This window comes from Oceanobacillus sp. E9, assembly GCF_001741975.1.
GTDB lineage: Bacteria > Bacillota > Bacilli > Bacillales > Amphibacillaceae > Oceanobacillus > Oceanobacillus kimchii.
Map to the genome: position 1 here is coordinate 19,877 of NZ_LSNA01000010.1, position 21,334 is coordinate 41,210.

A 21,334-nucleotide genomic window follows, 5' to 3' on the forward strand; every position below is an offset into this window, starting at 1 on the left:
AAACAAGATAGATAATAAGATAGGTTGGAAATTGAATAAGGCCTAAAAAGCCCCATAGCCAAGCATTGTGTCCCCTCTTCCGTGCATCCCAAAACATCCATGAGCCTTGGCAAATCAGAATGAATGCAAGTACGAGCCATAACCAAAGTGATATGCTACTGAGATCGTTTGGATTCATTCATTACTGACCTTCTTTCTAGTTTTGTTAAGGGCTAAAGGCAATAAGATAATTCCCACAAGCTGAAAATAAAGAAAAAGAATTGGCTGACGATAAACGACAGCAAATACAACCGAAAGCACAAATACTGCAACAGAGATAAACGTGAGGAGATCTTTCCATTGTTTTTTTCGTATTCTTTTTTTCTCTAATTCAACATTCTCTTGAAACCATTGTAAGTTTGGGGTAGATACTGGATTCCATTGATCCAGTTTTTCTAAACCATCTATTAATTGCTTAGCCGTTCGTTCATCTTCATCATCCAACATAGAATTACTGTTTTTAGAATCATCCTTCTTCAAGTTCAGCCAACTCCTTTCGTATTCTTTTTAGACCATTTGAAACTCGAGATTTTACTGTTCCTTCTACAATATCCATCATTCTCCCAATTTCCTCATATGAATATCCGTAATAATGCTTTAACACGATTGGCATACGCATTTCTTCATTAATTTGAGCAAGTACATCAAGTACATTCGTCCATTCTTCGTTCATATTGGCTGCATTCCATTTCATTTTTCGGAGCGCTTGTTCTTCCTCTAGCCATTTTTTCTCCCGCTTCTTTCTACGCTGTTGATCGATAAAAAGGTTCGTTGCGATAGTGATGAGCCAGGAGGAAAACTTGGATTCGCCATTATACAGTTGGATTTTCTCAATACACTTCATCATCGTCTCTTGAGTTAAATCTTCTGCGATCTGTGGATGAAGAGTAACTTTCATTAAATACTTTAAGAGGAATGAATAATTCTGTTGTAGCAGTTTCGAAAGAGCTAATGTATCGCCTTTTTTCGCCTTTCGAATTAAATCCTTTTCATCCATGAGATCTACTCCATACAATAATGATTTATCACGGGACAAACGTCCGTAAAACCCCCACTTCAAGGTTCGAATGAAAACGAGGAAGCGAAGATGGGGAATAAACGGACGCTAACGCCCTGATAAGTTTCGCTAACAATCAGTAGGAGTCAAAAACTGCCACTGATTGAGGTCTCACTTTATATGTAATACGACTAACTAGTAAAGATCGTTCAATTTCAAAGTAAAAAAATACGAAAAAATGCTTATCTCTTATTAGTATTATTATGTTTCCTTGAAAGTTGTATATTGAACAAGCTTAGAGAATTTTATTGAATTAAAACAAGTTAAAATGCAATAGTTCCAGGTTCGGTATGGTATACAACTATAATCATCATACTACAAAAATATCTCAAAAAAGAATAAATATAGTCAACATATAGTTACAAACGATTCTTTGACGTAAAAAAAGCACCTTTCCCGAAGTGGGTTAGGTGCTTTAAATATTGAAATATTAACGTTTTGAGAACTGAGGTGGGTAGTAAAATCAACGATCGCAGGCGTTTTTGTATGTTACATGTATGTTATACGAACTTATCCACAGGTTTCTAAAGAAATTGAGGATAAAATTTATATATTTGATATCTGCAGTATACCATTTGAATCAACATAAAAAAACCACCCTTATTCGAGTGGCTTGCATATCGTCCTAGCGTAATTATTATGTAATAAAGTTAAATAATTTTTAAATATTTTGTATTATTTTAACATTAAGGAAGGTATTTTGTAAAAATTATAGAACTTTAATATTAAGCAAATAAAAAGGAGGGTAGAAAAAGTTAAAATACTAAAAAATATAAAGGGTGGTATAATGAATCTTAAAAACTTATTTATTTTGTTTTTGTTCTTATTATTTTGTTTAATCTTACCAACTTCTTTTTCTGCAGAAGATAGTAAAACAAACCCCTATGATATGATATCGAAAGATGGAGAAGTTATTAAATTCGATGACTATACAAGAAATCTAACCCCTCAAAAAAATATAGAGATTAAATCACAAGACCCAATTTATGATAAAAATACTTTACAAGACGTATCTACCTACTCCATAATAATGAATTAACCCGCAGAATAACTGCGGGTTAATTCAAATAAAGAAGGGAGCACATCAAAATGAAAGGAATTATGTTATTTGTAATAATTTCATTGTTATTATTGATAGGATGTAATTCTACATCTAATATGACTGAAGATACTGATACTTCTAATAATGAGCCTGTTGATTCAACTGCCGATAATCCACGTTCAGGATATATTTTAAAAGTTATTGACAATGATACGTTTCTTTTTGCACCAACTTATGATAAAAGTCTATTAGATAAATACTCTAAGTCCGAGGATATTCATTCTAAGTATCCAAATGCAATTCTTATCAATGCTTCAGAAACTGAATTTAATCTGAATAAGCAAAAAGAAGGAGAAAGTGTAGAAGTATGGTTTAAATACACATTAGATATTTATCCACCAATGGGTACTGCAAGTAAAATAACAATAAAAGAAAAATAGAACGATAAAAACCTCCCTTATTCAAGTGGCTCGCCAAAATTATATTTAAGTATCATGTCTTCCGCATATCCTCTGTCTATTTCATCCTCTGCATTTGATAAACGACATTTAATATGTACCATTGTCCTTAAATTCCCAACAATAACACCATCTTTTGATTTCAATTCTTCTTTACAACATCCACACCAATATGAACCCAATAAAGTCGCCATAAAATCCCCCTCATTATAGTTATATATACCTAAATTCTATAAAAACAGAGATTTTCCTTCTAAAATTTAAACAAGCTCTTTTAGATATAAAAAGCCCTCACTAATGTGAGAGCTTTACTTAATTATTATTTTGATAGTATTTTGTCTACAAATAAGAAAAAGAAACTTGGATAAATGGACATCCAAAAAAATGAAATAATAGAATCTCTACTTTTGAAGTCTGGTAATTCGCCACCTACTACGGTGAACAATAAAAACATAATTAATATTCCTAATAAAGGGTAAAGAGTTATTTCAATTATATTTTTAATAGCACTGTTATTGAAAAAAGCGGCTATTTTGTCTATTATCACCGATAATGTTATTCCAATAATAAAAATAACCGGAGCTACATAAACTATTGATACAACTATAGTTGCAGCTAATAGATCAGTGAGTACATTATAAACAGAAGTGCTATTCACACTGCTAGAAGCCTCTGTCAGAAGTACAAATATAAACCCTGTATTGAAGCTAGTAAATAAAGCAACTAATAGCTTTCTTTTCATAAAAGATAAATTATTTATCATATCATTAACTCCTAAAGCATTTCTTAAGCTGTAAAATTAAAATTTAATATTAAATGTCTCATTTGGCATACCAGGTAATAAATTAAAGAATGATTGTCCAGTATAAGTTCTCAATGATGTCCAACCCATACCAGTATACGCAACACCTAAATATATCTCATGATTTGGAGCCTTATCATGAGACCCTCTAATACTTCCGCTATAGCTACTATCAAGTTTACCAAAATATTGGTAAGTAATGTTAGGATACATAGGATCAAAAGGAACACCTACATCATGATTTACTTCCCATTCAACATTACTATTATTTTTTACTAAAGGAACAAATTTAATACCTGAAGCACTTGCAGTATCTCTCATATCAACTTTTGTTCCCGCTTTATCTTCATAAAGCACTGTTTCCGATACGGACCTCTCCTGACGTAATTCTCTTCCGTCACCAGCGGGAGACCATCCAGCGTATACGTCTGAACGAGTTCTATATTTACTTGAAGTAGCACTAAACCCACGATTATCACCTTTTAACCAACCACCGTGAAACGGAAATTTGTTTTCCTCTACACGTGAAGGAATAAACGTTGTATATCTAAAAAGCATACTATATCTTACATTCTGAGGGCTTATATCAGTTGAAAATGGAGTCGATAAACCCTTTAATTCTTCAATATTTACTTTCTCTGGTGTTCGAACAACATTAATCAAATTTTCTCTTTTAGTAGCTAATTCATTAATATGTTCTTGATTAGTTGGTAGATTCCTAGATTCAAGTTCTTCTCTTATTCTTTGTTTCGCTTCTTCACCAGCATCTGTTTCAGCTACAACTGTATAAACATATGTCTGTCCTGGTTGTACATTTTTATCTTCATAATATTTTTCTGACACTTCAGCTATTAATTGTTCGTCTTTATATACTTTGTACTTACCGTTATTAGTTTGAAGTTCAGACCATTCAAGCTCAACATAATTTGTTCCAACATTGCTATTAATTATTGCATTATAGACTTCTGATTGTTGCTCATCTGTGGTTTGAGTTTTTAATAACCTCAATCCTTTAGGGCTTGTTGTAGACGTTTTTACTGTTACAATATCAAGCAATTCTCCATTATCGTTAAAGCTACCTATTTTATAACTATAATTTGTTGATATTTCAAGATCTTTATCTATGTATTCTTTCTCATTACCCTTCCATATTTTTTCACCGTCTCTATAAATTTGGAAACTATCCCCATCTATTGACCAGTATAATTCAATACTATCAGCTGTTTGATCTACCTCAACTGATGACTGTGCTGAAACGGTTACATTCCCAAACAAAAGAATGCTTAACACAGTTACTAAAACTCCTAATGAAACTTTAATTCTTTCCATATTATCCCACCTTTATAAATTTGTAAATTATTACAAAAAGTGTAAATAATTTACATTTACATTACAAACATTACCATTCCTTTTCATAAAAAACAAGGCTATTTTAAATATTCATTTTTTAATTAATTCCTTTACCTGTTAAGGTGGAATAAATATTAGTAAGCGACAGGAGAGTTTTTATGAGTTTAAAATCAAGCATATACAAAGTGTTACGTATCTGGAACGATGTTGATGCTGTAAGAAAGGGGAAAATAGGTAAGCGAATTGGAAGACGAATTACTGGACGTGCTGCAGGTAAAGGGATAAGGAAGTTATTTAAATAATTCTTTTTCTATTACGGAATTTAGAGATGTTAAACAAGTTTATATTTTTGAATAACTGAAGGAGCATATCAACATTATTTATTATCCTATTTAGAGCTTATATTTTATTTCAAACAACTAAAAAGTGACACCTAAACAGGTGTCACTTTTTATCATATAGGTTATGACTTCAACCAGATATGTTTACTTTGCCCTTCTCTATAAACTCCCAGACAATAAATACAATACCTATTATTAATGAAGCAACAGTTGCAACCATTAAACCATTTGGAATAAACGATAGATATAGTGAAAAAACTTCTTCTCCCCACTCTCCACTATTAACCATCATAATCGCACTGCATAAATACCTAGTCGCATATAATAACGCAGATATTAATAACAAAAAACTCCCAAAAATTGACTTGTTCATAATTTTAGTTGCTCCTTTTGAAATAGAATCTAGTATCTGACAACCATGTATTCCCGTTCTTTCCATTTTTGTGGGTATACATATTTTGTTGAATAAACCTTTCCTCTACTATCGTATCTTTGAGTCTGTTTAACCTGATACTTGTCTCGAACATGTCTGTATTTAAGACGGTAGTTTACACCACTTTTTAACTCAGGGCTAACGTACCCAACTGTTTTAGTATACTCCTTTGTTATGTCGAATTTAACTAGAGCGTTTACAGAAGCTTTAGTAGCCATTAACTGACCAGTAAAAGTGTTACTAACTTTATTTGAATGAGACGCATATAGTCTACCGCCAGACTTTGTAGTTGCACCTGCATTAGACCAACTACCATAAGACTTACCTACATATTTTTTACTATCTAAATACCATTTTTTTGAACGAGCAAATGGCGTTACTCCTTCCACATCCGAATTATCAAACAACTCAAGAGTGGTGTCTATATATGGAATCTCTATACCTATAATATCTTCGTTTTCTATGGGGATTTGCTCAGAGTATATCGCAACAATCTCTTCTCCCTCTTCAAGACCATCCTCATACCCCTCAAATTCTTCCTCACTTAAACTATCGATATCCACTTCGATTATATCAGTCTCAGTGTTCTCCCATATTAACCATTCCTCTTCCCAGTCTTCTTTGTCTTCGTCGTTCACATCTGCGTAGCTCTTGGTGGGATTGCTAAAACTAAAAAATAACATTACTACCATTAGTCCTAATAATAATCTAGTATTTTTCAACTTTGTAACTCCCCTCTTAAGTATATTGTACTAAAATTATGAACATTTATAGAATAGTCCTATATATTCATTTAGTCAATACGTAAAAGGGATTATTGTACTATATCACAACCTGAATTACTATTAATTGTATTCTAAAACCGTATCGTTAGTAAATAATTCAATTTCACTATTATATTCTCTCCTGAATTTTCAACTCAGCTCATTACACTCTTCACTGTGTTTTTCTTAAATTATAATAATTTTCTATTCGCAAATTTAATCATAAAGATTAGTATTTTAGAACTTAGACTATCAATATTATATTCTGCTTTGCTTATTAATTGTTTTTATTTTCAATTATACTATCGGTTTCGATATAAATACTTAAAATCCTACAAGCAAATCATATTAATAACTAATTATTGGGGGTTTCATATCTTCCGAATGACAAAATTAGGAATTTAAACAGGGATACCTCAATAGTTTTCACACAAATATTCCTGCGTTTAGTCTACACTGCATCTCTTTGACTACTGCAGAAGGACGACTTAATTTACAATCAACCACAGACATACCAAGATATATCTGTAGTCCTTCAATGGTGTCGGGTCCGAGTAAACCATCTTGTTTTCTTCCCAATGTACCTTGCAATGCTTTTACCATTTGACTACCTTTATTACCTTTACCATATTGAACGGTATTTCCATACATGGCTTGAGTAATTACGGTGCGCAGTTGGTCACTAATTATGCTATCGACAGTAGTATTCAAGGCGATTTGCACCGCCTTGGTTGTTGCTTTCCCCCATTTACCATCGACATCTAGAGAAGCTTTGTTTAATTTTCCGTTGTTGGATTTTGTTGAGTTGCTAACTTTACTTTTTAATGATGGTTTTTTGCCTGCACGCAATTGAGATAAAGATAAACCGCCGGTCATTTGTAAATGAGGATAATCTTTAAATGATTTCCAATCTCCGCCCCATTCAAATCCTAAAGATTTAGCAATAGCTGCAACTCGTTTCCATTCATTATTTACTTTCCATAAAGCAGTGTTGCCATCTTTGCTAACAAGGAAATAATCTACCGCAAGTCCAAAGTTATGATAAGACTGTCCGCCCTTAGCATTAGTAACTACATTGCCAGAGGCAGTGCGCCCCTGTGCATATAGTTGATTCTGTCTTGCGTAACTTCGGAATCCCTCAGATATTTGTACTCTAATTCCCTCTTTATAAGCTCTTTCGATTACTTCGATTGCCGATTCTTTCACCACAGGATGAATTCCAGATCCCATGTTTCTAGTAGAGCGGTCTATAAGCGTTTTTACTGGTACACTCATGTTATCATCTCCTTTTTGATAATAAAAAACACCTTCACAGGTGCTTACTTAGTTAGATTATTTTGTAACAATAAATCTTTTTGACGTTTGCCTTTAAGTGTTACATAGTTGTTTTTGAACCATGCCCATACTGTTGCTAGTCCTGCTAAAATCTCAGCAATAATATCCTCGCTGACTACAGGAATTGGTTGTAACCCATAGTTAGAAAGCAACATATTGATCCATGCAATAGCAAGCGCAATAGTACGAATAATTGTAGATTTATCCATGCGTTTCACCCCCTTTCAATTAAGCTCCAATACCAAATGTTAATAAGAAATATAAAATTTGAAATACAAAAGCCCCAATCATTGTGATTAGGGCAATCATCAACCGTCTATTGTTGTTTTGAATGGTTTCTATATCTTTTTCATTCTCCTTAGAACGATAATCTGCATCTGCAGCAGTCTTTTTTGTTTTTTCTACTGTTTCCTTCATATCTGTTAATTGATCTATTTTTCCGTTTAACTCAGCCATGGAAACTTTTACATCTGTAAGGACGTTCATAAACTCCTTCATTTCTTCCATCTCCTTAGTTTCTGGCATGCTCGACCCCCTAACTCTCCATATTTGATCATAAAAAATAACGCTTATTCAGCGTTTTCTTCTTGTTCAGCAATATCAGAATTAGTTTTTTTAAATTGTGAGGATAAAGCATCTACATCAACCTCTAACAGAGCGATATGCTCCGATTTCTGTCCTAATTGTTTTTTTAACTTATCAATAACACCAAATGATCTTAATAATTGTTGTTGTAGCTCCTCTTTCGACATGTTCTGCATTTTTTGTTGGAAACCTTCCATTTAAATCTCTCCCTTATTGTTTTTAACTTTATAACATTTGTTCAATGATCATATACAAATTCTCAATTTCCTTTTCCAATTTAATTCTCGCATTTCTTTCGGATTTTATAACCTTCACCATAGACATATTAATGCTATTGTAATCCAATCCATCTTCATCTCTGACTATTTCTGGAGACATCTCCATAATAGCCCCTATTTTCTTTTTATTATATGTGCCAACTTCTACATCGCTATTTATGTTGTATGTTACAGGATTTATGCTGTCTAATACCATATAAGCTGTATCATCTTGTAATTCTTCAATATTTTGTTTATATAATATAGACGATCCAGTAGGGAAAGATGATGCTCTAATAGGTTTATATCCAATAGAACCTGCTGTATAAGTCACTGCATCTGTTACTCTCGTTCCATTATTTGAACCAAGATAAATATAATTTCCTGCGTTTTGTACTATGTTGCCGGAATGGACAGTGTGGGTATCTACTTCACTAGTAGCATTTATAGTATCAGTATCTATGGTGTCCCCTTCTATAGTTGTCGTATTGCCCCACCTAGTCGCCCTAAATATTTGTGGTACTTCGAGATTTATGAAATAGCCCTCTTCACCATATACAACAGGCGCTTCGAGTTGTGTACCGCTTAGCAATGGTTGGGTAAACGTGACTGGTGTATTACTGGATATTGATATATGGTCGTTATGATCACCAATGAAATTGAATCTCAAATGATTATTTGATGTGCTGTCATACGCATCAACATCGAGACCCATTGTCAAATAACCTACATCATACATAGCCATACCAATTTTTCTATAGCTATTTAATTGCCACACTGTCTCATCCTTTGATATTCTAAACAATCCATATTCATCTGCTGAATATCCTGCAATTAATGCTGATTCTGATCTTCCCCATATAGAGACAGCATGTGTGTCGTACCCTCCAAACCAAATACTACCATTATTATTCCCTACTTCATTTACAGTAGCAGTGTCAGCAATACCCATCAAATCATATGACCAAGGATGCTCAACATCCCTTTTAAGTTGTTCTACAATGTCAAACCTACCGAATTCATAATTGCGTGCAGTGGATCGTACTGAATCAACATTCATAGTCATTGGTCCACCGTCAGTCCAGAAAGTTAAACCTCTTGCACCGATGTCCATATCTCTATTGCTATCAACTTTAATAAAAATATTAGGATCATCCTGAAATCTCATTTCTACAGTAGGTAATTCTCTGTACAAAGTATGAAGTATGGAGAACGCTTCTTTCTTTTGACCATTACCAGATGAATGAGACCCACCACGTGTAAATGTTAATCCATTGCCATTCAATTCAACACTAGATCTAAATTTATTATTCACAATCATACGATCAATAGCATATTCTATATCATCAGTATAATCATTGTAATCATACATATCCTCAGCGGTGTATGATAACAGTGTTAGAGCTTCTGGTGTAAGTGAGTATCCATCCATTAGCACAGCGAAATTATCGTCTGGATCTTCAACTCTCCCCATTTCATATGGAGATAAAAAATTTGCAGAAGCAATACTCTCACTAGTGAAATTAGAACCCTTCGCAACAGAATATACTCCAGTACTAGAGTCCCAACTTCTACTATACGAGTTTAATGCCCCGCTAAATGTACCAGATACACCTTCCAGTTTTCCTTTGATGGTGACATCTTCTGCAATAACAGTACCTGCCATTAGTTTATCTGCGCTGACTTCTTGAATCATAGCATTGGTAATGGCTGCATTTGCTATTATTCCACTATTTGCAGTTATTGTTCCTGCTGCTATTTCATTCGCAGTTACTGAATTAGCATAAAGAGAACCACCATCCATATAAATCGAATTGCGATAAGCCCACAAACTCGTGGGATCTTCAGCAAATTGTTTTGGTATACCACCATTTACAAGCATTACCTCACGAATATAGTAGTCTGTAGATCGTATGGTTTGATCGTCATCTATCCAACCAGTTGTTAAAAACTGCACTCCCCACCAATCTTCTATATCCCTTTGGGTGATGAGTATCTCGAAATCTAATGTAGCCCATTCCCCTGCTTGTAGATTAGGGTGCTGATCCATAACATCGCTAAACATTATTACATTAGACCAAGTGCTGGGTGCAGGGTTTGAGAATCGTATCCCGTCAGCTTTCATCAAATTATCTTCAGTATTTGGTGAAGTCAAGATTCTTATAATTCTAAAATCCTGTGTTGTAGGGTCAACTATTTCATCGAATTTAACATCAAGAGTCAATGTGAAAAAGTTACCCGCCTGCGATAATACATATCTATTATTCTGGATTGAATATAAACCATTGTAAATCTGTTGATTAATGTGCACTATATGTGCATTTGGTTTGTCTGATTCTGGCTCTAGTATAGTGGTTCTAGCATTGGCATATTGATTACTGAAATCCCACCCTTGCTTGCCAATATTAAAGCTACCATTTTGCAACAAATTATACTTCTTCTGTGTATATTCTTCTATTTGATCCTCTGGGGATGATCTATACCCTTGTGCATTACTGGATTGTATTACCATTGGTCTTTTTATGTGTATATCTCTTCGACCCTCTGTGTCCCAGCTAGTGAAAAATCCTAAATACCCACGACCACTAGATCCTTGCAAAGTTCCTGCAGGAATTTTGTAGATATATCTAGTCCATTCGTCATCTATTGGCAATTCATCAGTTAGAAAATTGGTCAAGCTATATTGAGCAGGACTCAGATTGTCTGTCAGCGGACCCATAAAATATGGTCTTATCGTATCCTGCCTTATTCTTGCTTCATAAGATACTATTATATCCTTGTTAAGATCCAACTCTTGTATAAATGGAGGAGAATATAATCTCACAGATCCGTCTATATCCACATAAATTCCTATTGCTCCATTCCTTTGTTGATATCCTTGTACGTCTACTGGTGTACCAAATAAAGCAAATCTCCATTGATCTTCATTTCCATCTATAGCAAAACGTTCGAATTTAGTATCAGAAAGTAAATTATCTGCGCCCTCAAAATCAAGATTATTGATCGCATTATCTACGTATGTCTTATCGGCTTTGTCTGAGGGATCATATCCATCGTCATATAAAGCTCCATCACCAATCATCAATACATTAGCTGTTAATCTACCATTAATGTGGGCATCTGTAATAATAGCGTTATTTAAATGTACTTCATCGATCATAGCTTGCTGTGCAAGTAATTCTTTCGTAATTGTTTGTTCTGATATTTCCGTATTGCCATCAATTTGCTTGGTTTGAACCATTACCCTTTGTGAAAAATCAGATCGTTGCCCATGGGTATTAACCGCACATACTACGAAATACCATTGTTCGTTAACTTCCGCATCATGGGCATAACCACCGGACTTAGTAGCATAGAGAAAGTTATCAGTATCAGAAGGTACAAAGTTAGCATTAGTACTACCATATACACGATATTCCGCTATATATACAGATGGGTCATAATCCCATTTCAACATAATAGATGAGAATAATCCTGTTGCCTGCAGATTTTCTGGTGCAGGTGGCTTTACATTTGGAAAACTATCGTCGTCAACTATTCCCCCACTATCCCATGAACCGCTATTCTCGGTTACTTTATTAATAACCCAGTCTAACTTACTCTCGTCATCTTTTATTCTTAAAAAGTTACCTACAGTTATATCTCCAACAGATGGATTTCCAATACTGTACGATATCTTTATAACTCTCGATTGAACAGTTAAAGCAGGGCGCATTTCTTCATCGATAATGTAGCCAGTATCCCCTAGATACACTTGTTCATGTTCATAATCTGCAATTCCATAAAAAGTACGGACAGCCATTTCATATTTCACCTGTGGCTTGTTATTCTTTTGAACATTGTCCCAAGTTACCTGCAGTAATTCTTCTGGGTCGGTGATATCGTCATTGTCATAGATGCCAATGCGGTGTATCTTGCCTTCTTTCGTTTTAATACCATAACTTTCGAGCGCTTCCGGATCTCCGACATATTTTTGACCTTTCGGTTTATCTACTGGATCTCCATTTAGTACATTCCATTCCACATCTTCAAAGGTTATCTTTCTACTATTTCCTGCGCCAACCTCAACACTACCACCACGACCGATAAACGCAGTTTTAGGATAATGTAGCACAGTACGTCGAATCGACTGTATATCTTTATCAATTTCAAAGCGCTTACCGTTATTTACGCCTCTTCTTTCCCAATCAATAAAACGACCAGTGATTCCATGGTCGTCAAATTCTACTCGATCTATATATTCCCCTCCCCATACAGAGCGAATATGTTTTAATGATTCCGTAACACTTTGATAGTATAAACTAGTTGAGCGTGTACCATAATCTCCTGTACGCCCTCTTTCGAATCGAGTTCCATCTAGTACAACATCTAACACGTCATTAATTGGCATGTCCTGCGGTCGTCTCTCATAAACCCAAGCATCATTAAGCTCTACATATGAAGGCATACAGATTGCCATTTTCAGCTTTCCTTCATCGCCATTGACATCCTCGACCTCTTTTATAGTCCAAAGACGATATACGCCTCGAAGATCTTTAACTACAATTTGGTTTTCTCCTTCAATATAATCACATGCATCTGCAGTATAAGGAAATACGACAGTAAGATTATTACTGTCGTTGTCGATATCCTCTTCTAATATGGATTCATCATCTACGTATTCATCAGATACATGTAATAACTTATCTTCATCGTCAAATATATAGACATTTGCTCTTTCCATTATCTATATACCTCCCTAAACTTCAAAACTGCATCAACTGCAGTAGGTTCAATTCGAATATTATTAATACCCGGGGTTAATTTCCAAAACTTTGGAGCTAGCATACTAATAGCATTCATTTGTAACTTATCATTTATAAAAACTTTACGTTTTTTAAAATCAACATTGACTTTATCTCCTATGGATAAATCATAAATTATACGTAATTCTTTATCTCCGTTAATTAGAGATAATATATCTGTGTCTTCTGACAGAACAATTTCCATTTCAGGGGGTGCTTGTTCAGTACCCATATACTTTACTTCTATTTCTCCAGTATCAAAATCTAATTGATCAGTTTTTTCATATTTATTAGGATCAGCACAAAAGATAGTCAATGTACCATCTTTTTTGAAGAAATACTCGTCACCTTCTTCCGATTCTGACGGTCTACCATAATACGTAATATCTGGCTCATCAGGAAAAATAATAGGGACATCTTCTGCAACATTAAGGACTCCGTTTAGATAATCAACAGTAAGTCTTAAAGATTCTCTATCATGTGCAATGATGTCCCCATTTATACCAAGAATTCTTGGCGGTCGTTTTGAGCCATGTACATAAGCTCCATCTGCGCCTGTAATCTCAGTTATGAGTAGTTGATTATTTGTAAATCCTCTACCTGTAATAGATTTAGTTTTAAAATATGGTGAGAGATCAGCACCGTTGAATATCATAAAATATCATCCTTTATTTCTTTTTCAGTCTGTAATTCTGGCGATCTTGTTCATCCGATATATCCTCTACAAATGCAGAGTACGTTTTTCCGCCAATTACCAGATTAATTTGTGCAGGTTGCTTACTTCCTCCGTTACCTTCGCCTGTATACGCCCCATTGTGTTCTGCAGGTACAACTGCTTCTCCTGCGTGTAGCATTGCAAGTCCATCTTGTGTAACTAAATCAGTACCAATATTCAACTTAGGAATGTTAGGTATGCTAAATCCTAATGTGTTTCCGCCTTTGCCTCCCATACCAGGAACCCAATCTGGGACTTTAGGAAGTTTAATCTTTATCCGATTTAACCCGTTAATCATTCCGTTTATCGCACCTATGACACCGTTAATTGCGCCTTTGATTGCGCTAACGATACCATCCCATATTCTATCCGTAGTAGACCTGACTCCGTTCCATACATTTGATATTGTGCTAGAAATCGAGTTAAAAGCTGAGGATATCCGGTCACGTATTGTATTTACAACATTTGATATGGTGTCACGTATACCATTCCAGATGTTTGATATTGTTTTTTTTACACTATTCCAGATATTTGATATAACGTCCTTGGTGGCATTAAATACATTAGAAGTAACATCTTTAACGCCATTCCATATTTTAGAGACAGTATTTTTTATTGCATCCAAAACGTTGGTAATGATATTTTTCCAACCATTAACAACCTTAGATATAAAATCTTTAATAGCGTTAAATACTGTTGATGTAACTTTTTGTATCCCATCCCATGTTTTCTTTATGAAATTAGAAATCGCTGTGATTGTCTTATCGAACATATTTTTAATGCCTGTCCATATTTTATTAAGGAAATCAGATATTTTTTGGAAGTTTTCTTCTGTTTGTCTTCGTTGCTCTTCCCATTGTTCAACAAAGAAGTCCACAATTGCAGTAACAATATCTGTGAAAAACTGTTTAATGCCTTCCCATAGTTCAACGAAAAAGTCGGATACTGCTTGCCATATCTCTACTGTTTTATCTTTAATTGTTTCCCAAGTTTCGGGAATAGTCACAGTAAAAAATTCCATCGCCTTATTGAACTCTTCGACTATCGCTTCCCATAACATTATGAAAAAGTCTTTGATGGCATTCCAGACGATCATTGTATATTCTTTAATTTCATCCCAATGATAGATTATAACGGTAGCTAGGCTACCAATTAATGCAATCCACATTGTTACAGGGTTGAATACAAGACCAATAGCGCCTACAAGTTTCCCTATGATTCCAATTACTGGGGCAACGGCACTGATAAGAGAGCCCATGACTACCAATACTGGACCGATAGCTGCTGCAACTGCTCCAACAACCATAACTACTTTTTGCATGGTAGGAGATAGGTCACCGAACCATTTAATTAATTTAATTGCACCTTCGACCAAGCTTTGTATTGCAGGAATCATCTTTTCTTTTATTGCATCTTTATTCTCATTAAACATCTTGAATAAAGGCTTGAGTGCTTCGCCCATTACCATGAAGAGAGTATATTTCAGATTGTCCCATTCCTTACGAAATTCGTTCATTTCATCCAACTCTTCTTGACTGAATGGTACATCTATTTCGTTCATAATTTCGTCTAAGTCTTTCCCACGACTTTCTAACTCGCTCACTATTGGAAGTAACTCTGGCATGTTCATTTGGTTAGCAAAAGCTCTTCTGTCAGCACCTTCTAGCTCTAGCATCGTTTCAACAATGTTACGCATTTGCTGATCAGCACCCATATTTTTAAATTCTTCAGCACTGACTCCCATAGCTTCAAAGCCTTTTGCTAGTCTTGGAGAAATCTCATTACCTCGCTCAATTTGCTTATTCAGTGTTTGCAATGAATTAGCAACTGCATCCGTATCGACACCTGCATCTGTAGCAATCTGGCGCCAACGTTGCAATTCATCAGTAGACATTCCAGTTATGGATGATAAATCTAATAATTCATCAGCGAAATTACCAAACTTAACCATTGCACCGCCTAACGCCACACCCACACCAGCTATCGGACCAGTAACCCATTTAGTCATGGAACTTCCAACATTCTTCATACTACTTCCAACATTTTTAAGCTTCGTTTGTAGGTTTTTTACTCCCTTTTCTGCGCCTTTTTGGTCTATTTTCGTATCTATCGTAATTGAACCGTCTGCCATTTATTTATCACCTGCCTTTCCACCGAAGGCTGTAATCATATCTTCAAATGCTTCATCTGCTGTTTTCTCACTGTTTTCAAGAGCATATTTTCGTTTAAGACGTAAGATTTTATTGCGCTCTTTCTGGTTATTCTTAGTAGGGGCAGGAACTTCCATCGCTCGTATTTGAACTACCTGCATGAATGGTGTTTTTTCACTTAATCCACTAAACAAAGATATGAATTTTTTCCAATGCATTTTGCCCTGTTGTTCGAGTAAATCAATACCGTAATCCATTAAAAAAGAAGCGTATATACGCTCCCCATCAACATCAAAGTCATATTCTTCTTTTTTAGAAGGTGGCTCATTTTCTAGGTTTTCTTCCGTTGCTTGTACTGTCTGGAATTCATTATCTCTTTTGAAAGAAAGTTCCTCTTTTAAAATCATCATGAAAATTTGGTATTTTTCATCCGAAGGCAGATACTCTATTTCTTCATAATTGGTGATAAGCATTTCTAGACCAATTAGTACCTTTTCATAATCCTCTAAATCCCCATCTTTAGTCATTTCAATAAATAGGATTATGTTATCGAAGGTTACATTTAATTGAAGTACTATTCCTTTATAAATGCATGTATACTTTAATGATTCTGTAAGAAACATAGGCTATTTCTTCTTTTTCAGATATTTTGCTTTCTTTTCTTCAAATTTCTTTTTATATGTTGTATTAATATAATCAATCACATCAAAGAGAACATCTAAGACCAACTCTAACGACTCATTTGTTTTTTTATAAATTGTGTCAAATGCGCCATCTCCCAATATCTCATCAGTAGCACGACTTGTTTTCTCTTTTAATCTATTCATCTCTTTTTCTAGTACCTCAACATCGTTAATATCTCTAACTTTTTCAGATTCTTTAGATGCTTTTTGTAAATCTATTGCTATCTCTGCATACCGATTCTTTTTCTTATCTGATAAATCAATTTCGTACGTTGTTCCATCAATCGATACTTCTTCTATCGCTCTTTGAATACCAATTTCCTTCATTTAAATTCCTCCTAAAGAAAAAGAGCAGCCATTTGGCTACTCTTATAATGTAGTTACATTCACAACGTCTGACGGGTCAGACTCCGTACCGTATTTATCGTTTATTGCTGTTACGTAAAATTCATAGGTTGATGATGTTATTAATCCTGATACCGAATACGTATTCGTAGTTACAGTATCAACTTTTTCACCATCTTGATATACGTTGTACCCACTAGCATCCTCAGTCACATTCCAATCAAGATCAACGCTTGTTTCCGTCTCATTTGAAGCGACAAGGCTAGTGGGAGCCTTAGGGAGTAGGCTTTGTATATTTTGGTTTCCCAGCAAAATGTATTTCAAAGGATATATCACCTTTTCCTCCTGCATCTCCACCCGGTCCTGTAATTGCAGCAATTGTACAAGGACCTTCAAAAGATGATCCGTCTGGCAATGTTAAACGAAAATCAGTCCGTCTTGACGGTCCTAACTCAAGCACTTTCGAGTAAATAAAATCCTGTGCCTCATCTCCGTAGTATCGATGTCCTGAAAAGGAAGCGATCAGTTGCGCACCGATTACATCTGTTTCCCCATATCCATCACCATCAAAGTATTTATCTTGGGCAGTCTCTTCGTTTGGATCTGGCTCCATACTATTGATACCTTTACCTAATCTTTCCCATGTTTCCGTTTCTCCGTTAGGTGTTACATTAATTTCCATCCTGTACTGTGAATTTAATAAAAATCCTTCTGGCATATTCATCCTCCTTTATGTGTATAGTTCCGCTTGAAACAATGCTGTCCATAACGTACCGTAGCTTGTTTTCTGCACGTAAGATGGTGTCGTAATGCATTGAAACGAAACCAATTTAAAAGAGCCATCACTCGAGGTGATAGCTCTGCTTGGTAAATTTTCATATTGACTTTCTAATTGATGAATCATTCGATATGCTTCTAAATTACTTTTGTGGTGGACTAAAAGCTGAAATTGAAACGGATATATCTTGCTTTTCTCCATATAGCGATCATTAATATTAGCAGGTGAAGGTCTAATAGCTATACTGTTATCATTTTCTTGATACGTCCCTATTTCAATAATAGAGGGTGTAAAAGATAAGTTTTCCGTATAGTCTTTTAATCGTTCTAAGAAATCCATATCATACCTCCTAATATTTTGATCTCGCTGCTTTTTGTGCCTCATCTAACCATTGTTTAATTTTTTCTGCTTTGGCAGCTTCAAACCAAAGCCCTCTAGCATTCGGATTTATGTCTTTAGAGAAATTATAGTTCGAATTAAAATATATTTCTCTTACGTATGGAGTTACCCAACGTATCTCTCCATTCCCAATTTTTGAATGTGTAATCCCACTATCTCTAGTATTCTTAGAACGCATGGGGATATAGTAGTTACTATCTTTTAAAACCTGATTATCCAAAACAAATTGACCAAAACCTAATGCATTATCTAATTTTTTATTTACTTTATTCTTATCGAAATCAACTTTTACATCAATCACACTATCACCTGAGTTCCAATTCATAATGGTGTGGTTCATTACCAAATGCATAGTGAGGTTTAACATCAACCACTTCACGATTAACACCATTAAACTCAATTTCGGATCTTATTTTAAAATTGGGAAATGCTGACGAATTGACTCGATCTACTAAAACAACATGATTGACCTCTTCACCTTCACTATTGGAAGTACGCTTTAATTTGCTTACAGGTGTAACTCTCACGTGTTCTATTTTAAGAGGAGGGGCGTGATTACCATCCCATCCACTAGAGCCCTCATATGCTTTATATTGGATTGTGTGAGGGAGTAAATGTTTTGGAATTGGACTAATGACCATGATAAGCACCTATTCCTCTGTACAATAAGCCTGCATATGCAAGATTCTGCATAACCCCATTAGGAATTTGAGTAGAAGCTTCCGCATTCATGGAGTAACTAAATGAGCCAACATTCACACTTTGCATCGTCCCTTGTTGTTTAGTAGCTATATAGCCTCCATTCATCACAAAATGCTCTGTCATGATGGCTGTTGCTTTTTTTAATAGATTCTTTTGTACATCAACTAACTTATCCTGACCAATAGAAAAGTTAGTTTCTACATCGATTACATCCGAAGCACGTTTAATACAACGATTAAGTTCCTTTTCATCTTCCATAGGAGTACCTTCATACTCATTTAAATAGTAATCTGCATCAATATACAAAAAGACACCCCCTATTTAGAGGATGCCTTTTTGTTTTCTTCTTGCTGCTCTTTCTCAAGTTGTTTTACTTTTTCTTTGAGATCCTTATTTTCTTTTACAACTTTTTCATGGGTTGATTTAGCTACGGTTTCCTCTTTCTTCTTACCGAGTACCTTTCCTTTTTCATCTGCCTTCTGATAACCCATTGCAAGCAATTCTTTTATACGTCCTTCATTATTTTCTTTTAATACAACATTGTCTTTACGAAAGTATGGCATATTTGTTCATCCTCCCTTATTGTTCTTCTCCACCGCTACCAGATGACGGTGCTTTATTCGATACAACTAAGCCTTTAGCTTGGTGTTCAAGCACAAACAAGTCATGATACATACGATTTTGGTACAGGTATCCGTCACCCTCGGTATGTTGCCCAGGTTGGAACAAATACACTGAGTTTAGTTTCGCCTTTGCAACAATCGCACCCTTATAAACAATAATCCAGTTTAATTCTTGTGCATCGTTAGCCGGTATATAACCATCTGTAAAATCATATGCAGTATGGAAACGGTCAACATCGAATACTTCAATAAGTGTTACCCCATCAATAGTTGTAACCCGAGTTTCAATTGTCGTATCCTGATTCTGTAAAGAAAAAGTCCCTTTGCCTTCCTTGTACTTCTCAATGGCATCCATCACATCGGTAGATACATAGGCTTTTAGATTTGCAGTACCAAACTTACGTACTTTTCGGATGTCGGATTTCAATCGGTCAAATACGTCTTTCGGAGTACCATCCGTTACGTTCTCATCTTTCGCTTGTTCCAATTCTTGCGCTTTTTGCGCTAGTTTAGAGAAGCGATATGCATCAATTTCTGGACCCGCATTTTCCGTCAAGAATATCCGAGTTACATTTGCAGCACTTGCAGCTTGATTTGATTCATCTACATCCATTTGATCAACGAAGAACTCAACGTCACGATCAAAGCTAAGTGTATATGGCTCATGTGTAACGTCTACTGTGCCTCGATTATAGCCACCGTTTCGAGTATGTTGCTTATAACCAGAAACAGATAAATGAGGTACATGGAACGTTTTTGCCCCCATCCAGTTTACTCCTTGTGTTTCAAGGTCATTTGTAAGTGTCGTTTGTTTGATTACTTGGTCTAATTGCGTCTGATATCTTTGTGCATAGTTAATTGCATTTGGCATGTTTAATCATCTCCTATTTTCCTAATAATGTTTGTGCGAAGGCATCATCTCCGCCTCCGCCTTGTTGATGACTTCCCGGAGTATATTCCAAGCTAGGGTCATTACTGTTTTGCTCGGACTGAAACAGGTAATCATCAGATTCTTTTAATCCTTCCAGTTGCGTATCTAATCCACGCAATTTGTCACCGTCTAATTTAATTTCATCTAGATTAAGTAAGGCTTTAACTGCAGTTGGATTCTTTACATTGGCATCTTTCAATGTGTTTTCTAACTTGTGATCAAATGCTTGTTGCTCCAATTTCTGTTCCAGCTCTGACTTAGTTGTTTCATTCTCTTCCTTCAAACGATCGATTTCAGCAGTTAAATCTTCATTACCTTTCGCTTTTTCCCCTAGGTCTTTCAGTTGTGTGTCACGATCAGCAATCTGTTGCTTATAATCGTTAACTTGGCTTTCAAGCGTATCTGCCTTTTCAGCTTTCTCCTTCATGTCGTTTACCGATTTTCCATGTTCAGCCATAATTTTATCAATGGCTTCGTCTTCTAAGCCTAATTCCTTTAAAAAATCTCGTTTCATTCCAATCTCTCCTTACATTTTTTACGTGTTATGACCACGATAGGATAGTTATTTCACGCATAACTGCGAACATAAATAAAAGCACTCAACGCTTGACTGCTGAGTGCATTAACTAAAATAAGTTGGTCCTTTTTCTTTTTCTTTTATTTCCTTTACAACTTCTGTCAACTGTAAAAAGGCTTTTTCCAACTCATTCACTTGTTCTTTTAATTTCTCATGCTCTTTTTTACTTACTGGCAAGCCCTCA

The 21,334-nt window shown here is 35.2% G+C and carries 29 protein-coding genes; 3 read left to right on the plus strand and 26 right to left on the minus strand.

The annotated features are described in order from the left end of the window. Positions 1-174: 174 nt before the first annotated feature. Both AQ616_RS17800 and sigY read right to left on the minus strand, forming a co-directional pair. Positions 175-519, minus strand: coding sequence for a YxlC family protein (locus AQ616_RS17800; protein ID WP_069686473.1), 345 nt, complete (start codon positions 517-519; stop codon positions 175-177). Continuing rightward, positions 506-1,036 (minus strand): RNA polymerase sigma factor SigY, encoded by a 531-nt coding sequence (gene sigY, locus AQ616_RS17805; RefSeq protein WP_069686474.1) that lies wholly within the window; start codon positions 1,034-1,036, stop codon positions 506-508. The genes AQ616_RS17800 and sigY overlap by 14 nt, the downstream gene beginning before the upstream one ends. 847 nt (positions 1,037-1,883) lie before the next feature. On the opposite strand from sigY, the gene AQ616_RS17810 reads away from it, so the two are divergent. Both AQ616_RS17810 and AQ616_RS17815 read left to right on the plus strand, forming a co-directional pair. Then, complete coding sequence (locus tag AQ616_RS17810; RefSeq protein ID WP_069686475.1) at positions 1,884-2,135, plus strand: hypothetical protein; 252 nt, start codon at positions 1,884-1,886, stop codon at positions 2,133-2,135. A 119-nt stretch (positions 2,136-2,254) separates the two neighbouring features. Beyond that, the gene (locus tag AQ616_RS17815) at positions 2,255-2,578 is read left to right on the plus strand and encodes a DUF3221 domain-containing protein (RefSeq protein ID WP_168156664.1); all 324 of its coding nucleotides are present in this window, start codon (positions 2,255-2,257) and stop codon (positions 2,576-2,578) included. 17 nt (positions 2,579-2,595) lie between these two features. Here AQ616_RS17815 and AQ616_RS17820 read toward each other — a convergent pair whose 3' ends face one another. From AQ616_RS17820 to AQ616_RS17830, 3 genes are all read right to left on the minus strand, one after another. Further along, positions 2,596-2,790, minus strand: coding sequence for a hypothetical protein (locus tag AQ616_RS17820; protein ID WP_069686477.1), 195 nt, complete (start codon positions 2,788-2,790; stop codon positions 2,596-2,598). Positions 2,791-2,915: 125 nt separating this feature from the next. After that, a complete protein-coding gene (locus AQ616_RS17825) occupies positions 2,916-3,338 on the minus strand; it encodes a hypothetical protein (RefSeq protein ID WP_139136388.1) in 423 nt (140 codons plus the stop codon). A 57-nt stretch (positions 3,339-3,395) separates the two neighbouring features. Beyond that, positions 3,396-4,727, minus strand: coding sequence for a fibronectin type III domain-containing protein (locus AQ616_RS17830; RefSeq protein ID WP_069686479.1), 1,332 nt, complete (start codon positions 4,725-4,727; stop codon positions 3,396-3,398). Positions 4,728-4,906: 179 nt separating this feature from the next. Between AQ616_RS17830 and AQ616_RS19710 the strand changes: the two genes are divergently transcribed. Next, complete coding sequence (locus AQ616_RS19710) at positions 4,907-5,050, plus strand: hypothetical protein (RefSeq protein WP_168156665.1); 144 nt, start codon at positions 4,907-4,909, stop codon at positions 5,048-5,050. Between the two features lie 169 nt (positions 5,051-5,219). Here AQ616_RS19710 and AQ616_RS17835 read toward each other — a convergent pair whose 3' ends face one another. The 21 genes from AQ616_RS17835 to AQ616_RS20125 form a co-directional block, all read right to left on the minus strand. Further along, positions 5,220-5,462 (minus strand): hypothetical protein, encoded by a 243-nt coding sequence (locus tag AQ616_RS17835; RefSeq protein WP_069686480.1) that lies wholly within the window; start codon positions 5,460-5,462, stop codon positions 5,220-5,222. Positions 5,463-5,491: 29 nt separating this feature from the next. After that, a complete protein-coding gene (locus AQ616_RS17840) occupies positions 5,492-6,160 on the minus strand; it encodes a hypothetical protein (protein ID WP_139136389.1) in 669 nt (222 codons plus the stop codon). Between the two features lie 552 nt (positions 6,161-6,712). Further along, on the minus strand, positions 6,713-7,561 hold the full coding sequence (locus AQ616_RS19805) for a M15 family metallopeptidase (protein ID WP_069686482.1): 849 nt from the start codon (positions 7,559-7,561) through the stop codon (positions 6,713-6,715). 44 nt (positions 7,562-7,605) lie between these two features. Then, positions 7,606-7,830, minus strand: a complete 225-nt coding sequence (locus tag AQ616_RS17850; protein WP_069686483.1) for a phage holin — start codon at positions 7,828-7,830, stop codon at positions 7,606-7,608. Between the two features lie 19 nt (positions 7,831-7,849). After that, positions 7,850-8,146, minus strand: coding sequence for a hypothetical protein (locus tag AQ616_RS17855; RefSeq protein WP_069686484.1), 297 nt, complete (start codon positions 8,144-8,146; stop codon positions 7,850-7,852). A 44-nt stretch (positions 8,147-8,190) separates the two neighbouring features. Next, a complete protein-coding gene (locus AQ616_RS17860) occupies positions 8,191-8,403 on the minus strand; it encodes a hypothetical protein (protein WP_069686485.1) in 213 nt (70 codons plus the stop codon). Between the two features lie 28 nt (positions 8,404-8,431). After that, positions 8,432-13,186, minus strand: a complete 4,755-nt coding sequence (locus AQ616_RS17865) for a phage tail protein (protein WP_069686486.1) — start codon at positions 13,184-13,186, stop codon at positions 8,432-8,434. Beyond that, positions 13,186-13,902 (minus strand): distal tail protein Dit, encoded by a 717-nt coding sequence (locus AQ616_RS17870; protein WP_069686487.1) that lies wholly within the window; start codon positions 13,900-13,902, stop codon positions 13,186-13,188. Before AQ616_RS17870 ends, AQ616_RS17865 begins: the two co-directional genes overlap by 1 nt. A gap of 13 nt (positions 13,903-13,915) precedes the next feature. Then, positions 13,916-16,093 (minus strand): hypothetical protein, encoded by a 2,178-nt coding sequence (locus AQ616_RS17875; RefSeq protein WP_069686488.1) that lies wholly within the window; start codon positions 16,091-16,093, stop codon positions 13,916-13,918. Further along, positions 16,094-16,735, minus strand: a complete 642-nt coding sequence (locus AQ616_RS17880; RefSeq protein WP_069686489.1) for a Gp15 family bacteriophage protein — start codon at positions 16,733-16,735, stop codon at positions 16,094-16,096. A 3-nt stretch (positions 16,736-16,738) separates the two neighbouring features. Continuing rightward, entirely contained in the window at positions 16,739-17,122 is a 384-nt protein-coding gene (locus AQ616_RS17885; protein WP_069686490.1) for a hypothetical protein, read from the minus strand. 42 nt (positions 17,123-17,164) lie between these two features. Continuing rightward, positions 17,165-17,491, minus strand: coding sequence for a fibronectin type III domain-containing protein (locus AQ616_RS20120; RefSeq protein WP_084822509.1), 327 nt, complete (start codon positions 17,489-17,491; stop codon positions 17,165-17,167). Then, on the minus strand, positions 17,415-17,858 hold the full coding sequence (locus tag AQ616_RS17895) for a phage tail tube protein (RefSeq protein WP_017795186.1): 444 nt from the start codon (positions 17,856-17,858) through the stop codon (positions 17,415-17,417). The genes AQ616_RS20120 and AQ616_RS17895 overlap by 77 nt, the downstream gene beginning before the upstream one ends. Positions 17,859-17,870: 12 nt before the next feature. Beyond that, complete coding sequence (locus AQ616_RS17900; RefSeq protein WP_017795185.1) at positions 17,871-18,257, minus strand: phage tail terminator protein; 387 nt, start codon at positions 18,255-18,257, stop codon at positions 17,871-17,873. Positions 18,258-18,267: 10 nt separating this feature from the next. After that, complete coding sequence (locus AQ616_RS17905) at positions 18,268-18,657, minus strand: minor capsid protein (RefSeq protein WP_240490531.1); 390 nt, start codon at positions 18,655-18,657, stop codon at positions 18,268-18,270. Next, complete coding sequence (locus tag AQ616_RS17910; RefSeq protein WP_069686493.1) at positions 18,623-18,958, minus strand: putative minor capsid protein; 336 nt, start codon at positions 18,956-18,958, stop codon at positions 18,623-18,625. The genes AQ616_RS17905 and AQ616_RS17910 overlap by 35 nt, the downstream gene beginning before the upstream one ends. Then, positions 18,948-19,325 carry a head-tail connector protein gene (locus AQ616_RS17915; RefSeq protein WP_084822510.1) on the minus strand — a complete coding sequence of 126 codons (378 nt, stop codon included), beginning with the start codon at positions 19,323-19,325 and terminating at the stop codon, positions 18,948-18,950. Before AQ616_RS17915 ends, AQ616_RS17910 begins: the two co-directional genes overlap by 11 nt. An 11-nt stretch (positions 19,326-19,336) precedes the next feature. Next, entirely contained in the window at positions 19,337-19,582 is a 246-nt protein-coding gene (locus tag AQ616_RS17920) for a hypothetical protein (RefSeq protein ID WP_069686494.1), read from the minus strand. Between the two features lie 16 nt (positions 19,583-19,598). Further along, complete coding sequence (locus tag AQ616_RS17925) at positions 19,599-20,513, minus strand: hypothetical protein (protein WP_069686495.1); 915 nt, start codon at positions 20,511-20,513, stop codon at positions 19,599-19,601. Between the two features lie 13 nt (positions 20,514-20,526). Next, positions 20,527-21,087, minus strand: a complete 561-nt coding sequence (locus AQ616_RS17930) for a phage scaffolding protein (protein WP_069686496.1) — start codon at positions 21,085-21,087, stop codon at positions 20,527-20,529. A gap of 108 nt (positions 21,088-21,195) precedes the next feature. Beyond that, entirely contained in the window at positions 21,196-21,327 is a 132-nt protein-coding gene (locus tag AQ616_RS20125; RefSeq protein ID WP_276206877.1) for a hypothetical protein, read from the minus strand. Between the last annotated feature and the right edge of the window lie 7 nt (positions 21,328-21,334).